Below are 12984 nucleotides of genomic sequence, written 5' to 3' on the forward strand. Positions count from 1 at the left end.
AATTATCTATTGTGTTTCTTTTAATATACTGCGTATTTTTACATCTGGTCTTTCCGCAATGCATTTAATCAAGTTAAAATAATCTTTGATAAATTTATTCATTTTTTCTTTTGAATGATTTTTTTTATTATATTTTAACTCTATTCTTAGATTATCTGTTTCTTCTACTATTCCAAAATATATATCTTTATCAGTAATATCTGGATTATAATTAATAGTATTTACATCTACCCTATATTCTTTATAACAAGGATGATTTTTCAGCATACTTTCATAATTAAATAATATAGTAAAGAGTTCTCCCTTTAGCACTTCCTCAAATGACATATTTTTATATATTTCAGACAAGGTAATATCTTGATTTTCAAACACCTTAATCAAGTATGATTTTAAATTATCAATACACTTATTAAATGTATTATCATAATCTATATACATCCTAATTGGAACTGCCACTGTGAACATTCCTATTGTTTCACTATGCGTATCATAATCTCTTCCTGGTATATAAGTGCCAATTATAATGTCTTTTCTCTTTGTATAAATAGAAACTAATAATCCAAAAATACCTAATAAAATATTATATTCACTTACGTTATATGTCCTACTTAATAGCTCTATATATTTTTGTATTTCAACTGGTATATTTATAAATTCATAACAAAAATAGTCTTCACCTTCTATATCTGCTGGTATGTAGGTGATTCCATCTCTATTCTCAATAGCATTCTTCCAAAATTCATTATTGTTTATGTTCTTTTTCATATTGCATCTTTGTATATAATCAAAATAGCTTGTATCAATTTCCTCTAAGCAACCTTCTTCATATGCACGAAAAATTTCTTTAAGTAAGATACTTATTGATATAAAATCAATAATTGCATGATGTACATTAATTAGTATCTTTTGTTGTTCTTTTTTTTCAAGTAATATAACCTCAAATAATGGAAGATGATTCATTTCTAAAGTATTAAGATAATTCTTATAATCCTCTGTAGGACATGATTCAGTAATATCTATTCTTCGAATATAATCTATTGAATGAGTATGTTCTTTCATATAATATTTATTTTTTTCTTTAGTAAAAGTTGTTCTTAATATTCCATGTTTATCTATAACTAATGTTACTGCACTTTTTAATCTGTCATAATTAATGTATTTGTTTACTTTTACAATATATATAAGTGTTATTCCTTCATATTGAGTATGTTTTATTCCTTTTTTTACTAGCTTACTTTCTTTGTCTAGTATTATTTTTTGACCTTGCAAAACATTTATATATTTTGTTTTATCTTGTGATTTTATTGCCACCGATACCTTATTTATAGATTTATCTTTTAATTCTTCTATATACGTTACAAATTCACCTATATTTTTAGCTGCATATAATTTATGAATAAATACCTTAACTTTAAAGTATTTATTTACCTCTATACTAAACATAAGTAAATCTATAGAACTTCCCCCTAATTCAAAAAAATTATCATTTAATGTAATATAACTTTTCCCTAGAATATTTGCGCATATTTTAAGTATTTGTCTTTGATTATGAGAATAATTTTGATCTAAATAAGAATATGTACTTTTAGTATTATATGTTAATAATTTTCTTTCATCTATTTTTCCATTGTTGTTATACGGAAAAGTTTCTATTTGCGTAATATGACTAGGAATCATATAATATGGCAAATGTTTTTTAATATATTTTAATAATTGATCTATTTCTATTGGCTTTATTACTATGAAATATGCAACTATTCTTTCTAATGAATTGCTCTTATCTACGAGCACCTTAGCTTCCTTAACTCCAGGATACATTTCTATTCGGTATTGAATTTCTTCTAATTCTACACGATGTCCATTTATTTTTATTTGTTTATCCTTACGACCTATATACTCGATATTTCCATCAATTGTCCATTTTCCAATATCACCACTAGCATACATCGTCTTGCTTCCATCAAATATATCGCAAGTAAATATTTGTTTCGTTAATTTATCATTGTTTATATATCCTTTTCCCACACAATCTCCACTAATATATATTTCGCCTTCTACACCTATTGGGCAAATTTCTTTTTTATCATCTAATATATAAATTTTCGAATTCCCTATTGGTGTTCCAATATGAACATTTTGAAGATCTTCTATGATTCTTTTGTTTACTTTGTATTTGGTAACCAATATTGTGCATTCCGTTGGACCATATGTATTAGTTAATATAAAATCTTTATCTAAAGCTAACTTAACTATCCTTTTTGCAAGATTAAGTGGTAATGTTTCTCCTATAGTAATTAAATGTTTAACACATAAGTAGTTTAATGGTTCACTTTCTAAATAATCAGCAATAAGTCTTAAATGACTAGGTGTAACATCACTAATATGAATATTATATTTGTTATAATATTCAATTAATGCTTGGCCATGTTTTTTACATTCATTAGGAGTGACATGTAATACATTTCCATGAAACAGACTTAAATATACCATGGCTTGACTTATATCAAATACAAATGGTGCGATTACTGCAAAATTCAATCTTACTTGATTATGAATATCCAATATATCTTTTTGACATGCATAGAATAAACTTACTAGATTTTGATGTGTTATGATTATACCTTTTGGTTTTCCTGTTGAACCTGATGTATACATCACATATGCATTTGATTGACTTGATAGTTTAGAACTTATATTTACTTTTTCCTCTTCATTTCTTATATAACTTATTTCTAAATAAGGATAATACTTAATTGCATTATCTGTATAAATTTTTTCCTTACTATCCACTATAACCATTGTTGTATTGCTGTTCTCCATCATATATCTTATTCTCTCTTCTGGATATATTTCATCTAATGGCATATAGGCTGCTCCAGCTTTTAAAATACCTAGCATGGTTACTATATATTCCTTACTCCTTTTCATATTAATAGCTATAACTTCAGGCATAACAAGATTATTTCTTAGTATATTCATAGCAATACAATCTGATTTTCTATCCAACTCTAAGTATGTTAAACTTCCATTTATATCTCTTAAAGCAATATCATTACCATACAAGGTAACTGCATTTTTAAATAAGTCTATCAGTGTTAACTTTGTATCATAAATAACTGAATTCCTATTAAATTCATTCAAAAAATCATTATTACAATATTTTTCTTGATTTAATAAGAAATTATCCACTTTATACTCTTCCTCCATCTACAACTATTGTTTGTGCAGTTATGTACGATGCTGCCTCACTTGCAAGAAATACTACTACATTAGCTACCTCTTCAGGTTTACCTAACCTTTTCATTGATATTTCTCGAATACTTTCTTGTATTTTTTTATTATCCGTATCAATCATATCAGTATCAATAAACCCAGGCGCAACAGCATTTACACGAATATTTTTTTTAGCAAATTCTCTTGCTAGTGATTTCGTTAATCCTATAATTCCTGCCTTAGAAGCACAATAATTGCTTTGTCCTGGTGCCCCTTTTACTGCAGATGTTGAACTAATATTGATTATACTTCCTCCTTTTTTACTTGAAATCATAGGAAGTATAGCCTTACATATATAGAAACAGCCATATAAGTTAGTTTTAATCACACTATCCCACTTAAGATTGTCCATAAATATAAATGAATCATCATGTACTATACCTGCATTATTAACTAAAATATCTACATTAGGGATAAGCTCTTCTATATACTCTTCAAATGTTGAAATTTCAGTACTATTGGTAACATCTAATTTATATGCCTTTAGTAAATGTTTATAATTTGCATTTTGTTCTATTATTGAATTTGCTTCTTCTTCTGAATTATTATATGTAAAAATGATGTTAGCTTTTTTTTGAATAAAGGCTTCTACTATAGCCTTACCTATTCCTTTAGAGCCACCTGTTATTACTACATTTTTATTTTCTAACATAATTATCCCTACTTTCTATACCTTACATTAATACAAAGAGTAATTATCTTTTAAAATAAACTCCAAAACATCCTAACTTCTCATACCTTATATTAGCCCCTCTTGCATTAATTAACTTTCTAAGAATTGAATCAATTCTTTCTATTTGCTTACCAATATTGTTGTATAATTACCTGATATATCATATCCACAAACTAATATTTGCTTAGGATTTTTAATATCTTGATTAGTATTTGTAATTGACTTTGGAATTAGCTGATTTTTTATACATAAGGCTGCTATGGCAACATTTAAATTTAATGTGCTTCCTAAGGTTTCTCCAAATAATTCTTTAGTCTTATCTACTACCTTACATTCAGGTACTAATTGATTTATTGTTTTAATTTCATGGTTGTTAATGCATATTGGATCTCCTGAACAAATAATTGCATCAATTTTCTTATCTATAGATTGTTTTATAGTATTTTCAATTGTGCGCCTAATTTTATATTCTATACTATGACTATCTAATATTTTTTTAAAAGGATGTATTCCTAAATTACATTCAGAAAATGTTTCAATATTACAATATCCCTTATTTGTTTCTGAACAACCCTCTCTTTTAAGTATAAGAGCCAATGCACACTCAGATATTGGATAACTTAACTCTTGTCGTGACTTAAAAGCTTTAATTAATTCACTATCAGGCTCTTCTATACTTCCCACTACAATGTAATCTGCCTTATTTTCCTCCATAAGCATTACTGAATATCCTATGTTATTACTTCCCATGAGCATAGTACTTACTCCAGTGAATTTAAATAACATACATATGTGTCCTAAACATGCATTTGCAACAGTATTTGAAAATACTGTTGGGCTACAAAAATCCGGTTCATCTTCAACTACTTGTCTACAAAATTCTATATTTGTTTTCATAGGTCCATATCCCGTTGAGAATATAGTTCCAATACGCTGTTTAGGAATACTACTTAAATCTTCCTTAAGATCTTCAATTGCTTTTGTTGTAACATAAACTCCCATATGTGAAAATCTATCCATTCTTCTTAAAAGATTTTTCTTAATTACTAAAGGAATATTATATTCACATTCATAGTCTATATTGACTTCTTCGTCGCTTTTTAACTTTTCCCATATATCATTTATATCCGTTCCTAAAGCAGTAATACCGCCAATCCCTATAATACTGATTTTGTTCATATATAATTCTCCTATTCATTAATTAAGTTTCTATTTTTTCATTTAATATGGTCTCATACCTACTTTTTATCTTTTCTGGTATATCAAATCTTAATTTGTCATTAGAATCTATATATACATGTGTCATTTCCCCAACCACAATCTTTTGATTTTCATAAAATAATTTAAATTTAAATTTAATTTTTATATTTTCCACTGCAATAAATTTCAACTTAATTAATATAGGTTCTTTACTTTTATAATGGACAGCTTTTATATACTTGATATATAGATCTAATACAGGAAATTTTCCTCCCTTTTCATCAATTACGTCACTATCAAACATCTTTTTATCACTTAAAAAAGCTATTTTTGCCTCTTCTATATATGTTAAATATCTGCTATGATGTATAATTCCATATGCATCTGTATCTTCAAACCTTGGATATACTTTATGCTCATAAGTTATATATTTCTCACCCATTATGTGTCCTTACCCTTTCCTACCAATATACTTGCTGAATTACCTCCAAATGCAAATGAATTTGATAAGGCATAGTTTACTTTCTCATATATACCTTTATTTTTAATTAGATTAATATTATCATAAGTTAATTGGCTCTCTTCCAAAGTAGCTGTAGGAAAAACCACATCATGATAAACACTTAATAATGTAGCTGCGAGCTCAATTGCTCCTGCTCCAGCTAGACAATGTCCTACCATTGATTTTGTTGATGATACATAGATTGGGTCTTGCTTATCTAAGCCTGATATTGACTTTAATTCCATTTCATCATTTAATAAAGTTCCAGTTCCATGGGCATTAATATAATTTAACTTCTCTGCATCTATTCCACCCTGAGTAAGTGCATTTTTCATCACCCTTAAGGCACCTTCCCCTGTTGGATCAGGACTAGTTGAATGGTATGCATCATTTCCTATACTATATCCACATATATCACCGTATATTTTAGCTCCTCTATTAAGGGCATGTTCATATTCTTCAAATATAAAAATAGCACCACCTTCACCTATATTAATACCATCTCGGTTTTTATCGAAAGGTTTGCAAGGTTTATCACTCATATTCTGCAATGAATGAAAACCGTAGCAAGAGAATTCTGTAAGAGGATCCATTCCAACTACTATTACTAAATCTGCCCTATTTGAATGAATCAAAGAATAGGCTGTACCCGCAGCTGATGTTCCTGCTGCACAGGCTGATGTATTCGTATAACATGGACCATTTACTCCACAAATACTAGCAAATTGGGAGAAATTATTATTAACTAAACAATCTTTTAAATTATGTTTTACATAGCCTATAATATAATCATTTGATCCAACTGATGTTGCTATAGACATACACGCTCTTTCCTCTAACTTCTGTATGTCTTCTACTGATAAATTACTATCTTCAAGCATTTGCTTTACTAAATCCTTAAAAATGCTTGTTACTCTTGTTTCCTGTTTATCTTTATCTATTTCATAGGGCAAACTTTTTTTTATTTCCCCTACATAATCTGTTCTTAATTTTTCTGTATTGAATATTGTACATTTATCAATTCCCACTTTACCTTGCATACAGTTTCTAAAAAATTCTTCTGTTGTGTTTCCATTACTATTTAATACCCCAATTGATGTTACTACTACTCTTCTCCCTCCCCCTTTCTCCATTTCTTTTTATTCCTCCTTTATCATGTGAGAGTGTACATACTCAGCAATAGTAGAAATACTTTTTAATACATTCTTATCTTCATCTGTAATTTTAAGTTTATATTTTTTCTTAATTCCTACTACTATCTCCAGTGCATCTACTGAATCAAGACCTAATCCTTCTTCATTCTCATCTATACTCATAAATAATGGTGCATCATAATTAACTTCTTCCACATTAATATCTTCTAATCCTAATTCATCAATTATCATTTCTAAAACTTCTTTTTTAAATTGGTTATGTGTCATATTATCACTCAGTTCCTTTCATACATTTATAGTTGTTATTAATATATTATTGCTTTGCGTTCTTTTCAGCTATTTGTCCATTATCAAGCTTTAATTTGTTATCCCCAAAATCATACACATTCTCATCATGTGTTACTATAATAATGGTAGTATCACTATCCTCTTTAATCTTTGTTAAGCATTTCATAAATTTTATTGTATTTTGCTTATCTAAGTTTCCTGTAGGTTCATCGGCTAAAATAAGTTTCATATCTGCTATAATAGATCTGATTATAGCTATACGTTGCTGTTCCCCACCAGATAAAGATTGAATATCTTTTTTCTTAATATTCCCCAGTTCCATAAGGTCTAGATAATAATCCATCTTTTCTCTAACCTTTTCATTAACTTCTTCTTTTCTTAACATAAATGGTAGTAGTATGTTTTGTTCCACATTCATAAAGGAGAAAAGATTCAGATTTTGATAAATAAAACTTATATTATGTAATCTAAAATCGTCCCTTTCTTTTAAAGACATACCGTATATAGATTTTTCTCCAATACGCACATCACCTTTATCTATATTAAGTATCCCTGCAAGTGCATATAATAATGTAGTCTTTCCAGAACCTGATGGTCCTCCTATAGTTGTTATCTTATTGCCCTCGAAATTATAACTTATATCATCTAATATATTCCTCTTTACATTACCTTCTTTTACACTAAAAGAAACATTAGATGTCTGTACATCGAAACCTTTCATATTTATTCACCTCTTCAACTTATGCTTTAATCTCTAAATTTTAAAAAACCAATATACTTATTACCTAATGAATCTTTTATTGTATTTAACATGATAATAATACTTATAACTAATACCATTATTATTATCATTATTACATATTGAACAGGCATAATAGGCTCTATTACAACATCTATATATGGTAATACCATTTTTACACCTACTGATTCAAAGATGTACGCAAATACTAATCCAATTATGCTTGATTGCGTAACTATACTTAAAATTTCAGTAATATAGGTTTTTATCATAAACTTCTTGTTCATTCCCATAGCCCTAAATCTTGCTACATCCAAATTATTTTGTTTAGATATGATTGTAAAGTAATTAACTAACATTAATAAGGCACAAAGTATTATACAGAAAGCTCCTATCTCAAATATCTCTGTTCCTTTTATAGCATTTTCATAGCTATTGTTAGCTATATCTGTTTTGGATATATGATCTATATTAGGTGAATTTTCATACTTAAGAAGTTTATCTAATAAAATTTGATTACCTTTCTTCAAATGAATCATGTTAACAAGTCCCTTAAAACCTAGCTGTTTTTGTAAGTATGCCTTGCTTACAAATCCATAACGCCCTCTAGATCCATTTGCTATAAAACGTCCTTTTATTGTAAACTCTAATGCTTCTCCATTTAATGAAACCTTATACTTTTTACCTAATTTTTTTTCGGATATAAAATATTCTGGTAATAAAATCCCATCCCAATTCTCATCATTAATAACTTTAGAAATATCTGTACCATCTACGAGTTCCATCTTTTCCCCATATTTAAGATACCCCTCATCTATTCCTGTAATTTCGTTTTTTACACCTTCGCTATCTAAAACTTTTAGTCCAAATGAAAATGCTGCTTGAGCATCTGGGTCTATAGCATAAATCATATTTTCTAAATCTGGTTGAGTAACTTTTTTATTATAACGTTGGTATATAATTAGATCCTTAAAATAAACATTTTGTTCTACAGTTTTTCTACCTATCTCTCTACATGTTAAAAACATACCATTAAGTCCTACACTTAACATAATACCTATTATTAGTGTTACCATAATAGGTTCTGTTTTCTTGTAGTATCCTAAAATATTCATTTGTGCTAATACAAGTGTCCTACTTTTGATTGTTTTTCCAATCCACATTAGGATATACTGCATAAATATTAAAATAGCATCAAAGGATAAGTAGGCACCTGCTATTTGCACGCAATTTATGATTGTATTATCCTGTGATTTAGTAATAAGTTTAAAAATGAGACTAGCTACCATGGCAGTGCACCCTATAATAAATTTAATAAATTCCAATTTACCCATGGTTTTTAAACTATCTGTACTTTTCTTACCTCTCATTTTCTCAACTACATCAAACTTAGCTAATTTCCTCATAGTAAACATAAGGCATATACTAATAATAACCAAATGGGCTAATATTCCTACGAGCACCATACTTATAGGGATAAATTTCATATGAAATTCATAATAAGTTGCCATAAAATAATATAAAATCTGCTCTAATATTATGGCTATAGGTATAACTGGTAGTTGCATAAAAAGTGCTTCTAATATATAGATTTGACTAAGTTTCTTACTTGATATTCCAGCTAACTTTAAATTAATATTAAAATTTTGTCTCTGCATAAATAATGTCTTATGTACAATACATATTATCCATAAGGTAAAAATAATAATTACTACGGAAATACAAATTAACACTGCGGTAAACTTAGCTAAATTTTCATCTTTAGATACAGTTTTTATATCCGCTTGGATTCTTTGTAACTCTAATATAACCATTATGAACGTGGTAATTATTGTAATGTTTAGTATGTTCGTGATATATGCTGCCATTCTTTCTTTAATACTACTTTTGCTTAATTGTAAGACTAACTGTTTCAAGCGTCCACCACACCTCCTTTATAAACCCTTAAAATTTATTATAGAAAACAAACATGTTTATCTAATGCATATTAGTAAATTATAATTTTGTTCGATAAACATGTTTAATTTTCATAAAAAACCTTTAATTTTAGTATTTAATAAGTATGAATTTACTATATAAATTCTTAAACTATATACAAGTTTAGAAGTAATGCTTTAGTTGTTATGTTTATATAGTTGTTATTAATTACAACAATTTGCACAACCTGTCCAGTTAGCTGTTACAATATCTTCTATTTCTTCAAAGACTTCTACTTTTAATTCTGGTTGTTCTAACTCTTTATTAATCTTTTTATTGTCTTTCATGTATTTTCACCTCCATAAATTATTCAATAATGTGGTATTAACTACAGCAACTTGCACAACCTGTCCAACTAGCTGTTACGATTTCTTCGATTTCTTCGAATAATTCTACTTTTAATTCTTGTTGCTCTAATTCTTTATTAGTATTTTTATTATCTTTCATGCTATTTTCACCCCCTTACTTTATTAAGTAGTGTGACATTAATTACAGCAATTTGCACAACCTGTCCAGTTAGCTGTTACGATATCTTCGATTTCCTCGAATACTTCTACTTTTAATTCTGGTTGTTCTAACTCTTTATTAATCTTCTTGTTGTCTTTCATGCTATTTCACCCCCCTTAATTATGTATCTTAAAAGAAAATTCATATTTGTAATATATAAATTTTTTAAGATTGCAAACCTATGGTTAAGTTTTTCTAACTTAACAAATTTCTAAAAAACATTCCTATAAGCTTTAGTTATCTTAAATCTTTAAAAAGCTTTTATTATTCTAAGTATAAACTTAATAGATAAGAAACTAATTGAAAGGATAATAAAGCCTATCATTATTATTTTGTTTATTGAAAATAACGTAAATACATAAACTATTTGAAAAGATATATTGATAAACCCTAATATAAACAAGGCTAAAAGCATTACACCGCAAATAGCATGTTGCTTGTCCATATGTTGTTTTTTGTTACATAATAAATTGTTTAAAAACTTATAACCTTTAAATCTTAAATTCATAATTCCTGTTATGGAAGTAACAAGGAAATAGCCATCTGTCATTCCCCACAAATTCAAATTAGTTAAAATACATGCAAAGTGAGATGTAATCCATAAATCCAATAGGATATTCTGTTGATTTGGCATCATAGCTTTAATAACTAGTCCAATGGTTCCCCATAAAAAGTTTCCATAAATTCCACCTATAATTACAGTAAGTTTTCTTTTAAGAGAGTAAAAATGCATACCTTCATATTGAACCAATACAATAGGATATATAACAAACCAACCAAATGTCATTTTAGTAACTTTTATCCCCATAAATTGAGCCATAATATAATGTCCTATTTCATGTAATCCTAATATTAATACTGGAAAACATGTTATAGAAAATATAATTTCTGGTATGCTCATATTAATATAATCAATAGTTTTTGGTATATGTTGCTTGTTTAAGGCCACTCCTAATAAACATAGCGTAGTTAACATTGTGAAAAATATAAAAAATTTAGTATAAGAATTAAACTTTAACTTTTGAAAGTTTTTAGGTGAGATTTCAATAATCTTTTTACCTATCTTATTAAATTCATTAAAGGATTCTTTTACCTCTACACCATTATCTAAATAACCTATCTTTTCAAAACCATCTATTATTTGTTTTTGTACAGGGGTTAAGAGTTCCATACTTTCCTCTATTTCGTTTTCTTTTAACTTATCAATTAATGATATTGTGGAGTCAATATGACTTTTATCAAATTTTATAAAACTATTTTTTTTGCGAATACCAACAATAAGCTGTTTACCTAAAATCGTATTATTAACTTTATATTCTACTTCCGATTTTATTTTCACCTTATATTATTCTCCTTAATGCATTATTATTATATTTAATAATGTTGTTTCTTATATTTTCCTTATTTTTAGGGTATTCACTGACCAAAAATTTAACTATCTTTTCAACTAAAATTTTTACCATTATACATCTTGCTTCTAGCACAGATTCTAGGCTTCCAGTCTCAACAAATGTTAATCCTTTACACCATGCTCCACAAACATTTTTAGCTATACATTCTTTACATTCTGAAACTTGTTCTCTTGTAGCTAATCTAGCTTCATAAAATCGTTTATTATTCATAAAATCGTTTTTTGTTAAAAGTTCACTGAAATCCAAAGCAAATTCTTTTTTATCAGAAAAACAGTGACATGGATATATAATCTTATCAGGTGTAATGGTAAAGGAATATCCTGCAGAGCAATCTTGATGATATTCTCGTTGAATAATTCTCATCAAAATTCCAACAAACATTCTTGGAACTTTTTCTGCTTTTCCAGAAGCAATTTTGCCTAAATAGTAATCCGCCATTTCTTCACACATACTCTTAAACTTTGTTAGAACTTTTTCATCGCTTATATCAATTTTCAATTCTTTATTATTACTTGTTACAGGAATAATTTCATAGGCCTCTATGTTTAACTTTTCTAATTCTGATAACCATTTTTTTAACTTTCCAGGTTCATATTCATCAACATGTACCTTAGTTAATGTAAATTGTATAATTTTATGCACATCTAAATCTTCCAAATAGTTTAATGTGTCTACCACCTTATCATACACACTTGGAATACCGTCACCTTTTCTATTAAAATCATTTAAGCTTTTATTTCCGTCTAAACTAGTACCCATAGAAATTTTATACTTGTCCAGAAACTCTTTAATATCACTATTAATTATTGTTCCATTTGTATTGATACCGAATTCTGGTATACATTCTTTTGGATAATTATTATGTATGTATTCCACAAACTTCTTAATATGTTTATAATTCAATAATGGCTCTCCACCAAAGAAAGATACTGCTTTAATCCCATCAAACATTTTATAGAAATGGTCAAATGTTTCTATATAAGTTTCTGCCGTAAAATATTTCTTTTTATGATGATCCCCATAAGTTCCCTCATCGGCATAACAATAACTGCATTTTAAATTACAATTTACAGCGGATAAGTATGTTATTGTTGGTCTCCATTTCTCATTAAATCTATTTTTTATTTTAATATCTGGACTCTCACTGATATATTCTTCATACTTATCTTCTGAGTAATTCCCCCTTAAAATTAACATTTTGTTATTATCAAACCATATGTTATCCTCTATTTTAAAAAGCATGTTACTTCTCCTTTTAA

General features: G+C 27.7%; 13 protein-coding genes. All 13 read right to left on the reverse strand.

Translation table 11 applies throughout. The features are described 5' to 3' along the window. Positions 1-6: 6 nt before the first annotated feature. Positions 7-3189 (reverse strand): non-ribosomal peptide synthetase, encoded by a 3183-nt coding sequence (locus tag FGL08_RS10340; RefSeq protein ID WP_171012049.1) that lies wholly within the window; start codon positions 3187-3189, stop codon positions 7-9. Between the two features lies 1 nt (position 3190). After that, a complete protein-coding gene (locus FGL08_RS10345) occupies positions 3191-3925 on the reverse strand; it encodes a 3-oxoacyl-ACP reductase family protein (protein ID WP_138210718.1) in 735 nt (244 codons plus the stop codon). A gap of 141 nt (positions 3926-4066) precedes the next feature. Beyond that, positions 4067-5125, reverse strand: coding sequence for a beta-ketoacyl synthase N-terminal-like domain-containing protein (locus FGL08_RS10350; protein WP_138210719.1), 1059 nt, complete (start codon positions 5123-5125; stop codon positions 4067-4069). A 22-nt stretch (positions 5126-5147) separates the two neighbouring features. After that, the gene (locus FGL08_RS10355; RefSeq protein ID WP_138210720.1) at positions 5148-5588 is read right to left on the reverse strand and encodes an acyl-CoA thioesterase; all 441 of its coding nucleotides are present in this window, start codon (positions 5586-5588) and stop codon (positions 5148-5150) included. Further along, positions 5588-6781 (reverse strand): beta-ketoacyl-[acyl-carrier-protein] synthase family protein, encoded by a 1194-nt coding sequence (locus FGL08_RS10360; protein ID WP_138210721.1) that lies wholly within the window; start codon positions 6779-6781, stop codon positions 5588-5590. Before FGL08_RS10360 ends, FGL08_RS10355 begins: the two co-directional genes overlap by 1 nt. Before the next feature lie 6 nt (positions 6782-6787). Continuing rightward, positions 6788-7069 carry a phosphopantetheine-binding protein gene (locus FGL08_RS10365; RefSeq protein WP_138210722.1) on the reverse strand — a complete coding sequence of 94 codons (282 nt, stop codon included), beginning with the start codon at positions 7067-7069 and terminating at the stop codon, positions 6788-6790. A gap of 46 nt (positions 7070-7115) precedes the next feature. Beyond that, positions 7116-7811 carry an ATP-binding cassette domain-containing protein gene (locus FGL08_RS10370; RefSeq protein WP_138210723.1) on the reverse strand — a complete coding sequence of 232 codons (696 nt, stop codon included), beginning with the start codon at positions 7809-7811 and terminating at the stop codon, positions 7116-7118. A 26-nt stretch (positions 7812-7837) separates the two neighbouring features. Then, positions 7838-9745 (reverse strand): FtsX-like permease family protein, encoded by a 1908-nt coding sequence (locus tag FGL08_RS10375; RefSeq protein WP_138210724.1) that lies wholly within the window; start codon positions 9743-9745, stop codon positions 7838-7840. A 225-nt stretch (positions 9746-9970) separates the two neighbouring features. Next, positions 9971-10093 carry a hypothetical protein gene (locus FGL08_RS13690; RefSeq protein WP_279232955.1) on the reverse strand — a complete coding sequence of 41 codons (123 nt, stop codon included), beginning with the start codon at positions 10091-10093 and terminating at the stop codon, positions 9971-9973. Positions 10094-10130: 37 nt separating this feature from the next. Continuing rightward, complete coding sequence (locus tag FGL08_RS13695) at positions 10131-10253, reverse strand: hypothetical protein (protein WP_279232956.1); 123 nt, start codon at positions 10251-10253, stop codon at positions 10131-10133. Positions 10254-10291: 38 nt separating this feature from the next. Beyond that, complete coding sequence (locus tag FGL08_RS13700) at positions 10292-10414, reverse strand: hypothetical protein (RefSeq protein WP_279232955.1); 123 nt, start codon at positions 10412-10414, stop codon at positions 10292-10294. Positions 10415-10563: 149 nt separating this feature from the next. Next, positions 10564-11652 (reverse strand): zinc metalloprotease, encoded by a 1089-nt coding sequence (locus FGL08_RS10380; protein ID WP_138210725.1) that lies wholly within the window; start codon positions 11650-11652, stop codon positions 10564-10566. A gap of 1 nt (position 11653) precedes the next feature. After that, entirely contained in the window at positions 11654-12967 is a 1314-nt protein-coding gene (locus FGL08_RS10385) for a radical SAM/SPASM domain-containing protein (RefSeq protein WP_138210726.1), read from the reverse strand. Positions 12968-12984: the final 17 nt, after the last annotated feature.

Origin of the sequence: Hathewaya histolytica (genome assembly GCF_901482605.1) — a bacterium.
Lineage (GTDB): Bacteria > Bacillota > Clostridia > Clostridiales > Clostridiaceae > Hathewaya > Hathewaya histolytica.

Coding starts and splice junctions, on each gene's coding strand:
- FGL08_RS13695 (WP_279232956.1), bottom strand. CDS start 10,253: ATGAAAGATAATAAAAATACTAATAAAGAATTAGAGCAACAAGAATTA.
- FGL08_RS13690 (WP_279232955.1), bottom strand. CDS start 10,093: ATGAAAGACAATAAAAAGATTAATAAAGAGTTAGAACAACCAGAATTA.
- FGL08_RS10350 (WP_138210719.1), bottom strand. CDS start 5,125: ATGAACAAAATCAGTATTATAGGGATTGGCGGTATTACTGCTTTAGGA.
- FGL08_RS10370 (WP_138210723.1), bottom strand. CDS start 7,811: ATGAAAGGTTTCGATGTACAGACATCTAATGTTTCTTTTAGTGTAAAA.
- FGL08_RS10355 (WP_138210720.1), bottom strand. CDS start 5,588: ATGGGTGAGAAATATATAACTTATGAGCATAAAGTATATCCAAGGTTT.
- FGL08_RS13700 (WP_279232955.1), bottom strand. CDS start 10,414: ATGAAAGACAACAAGAAGATTAATAAAGAGTTAGAACAACCAGAATTA.
- FGL08_RS10365 (WP_138210722.1), bottom strand. CDS start 7,069: ATGACACATAACCAATTTAAAAAAGAAGTTTTAGAAATGATAATTGAT.
- FGL08_RS10385 (WP_138210726.1), bottom strand. CDS start 12,967: ATGCTTTTTAAAATAGAGGATAACATATGGTTTGATAATAACAAAATG.
- FGL08_RS10360 (WP_138210721.1), bottom strand. CDS start 6,781: ATGGAGAAAGGGGGAGGGAGAAGAGTAGTAGTAACATCAATTGGGGTA.
- FGL08_RS10345 (WP_138210718.1), bottom strand. CDS start 3,925: ATGTTAGAAAATAAAAATGTAGTAATAACAGGTGGCTCTAAAGGAATA.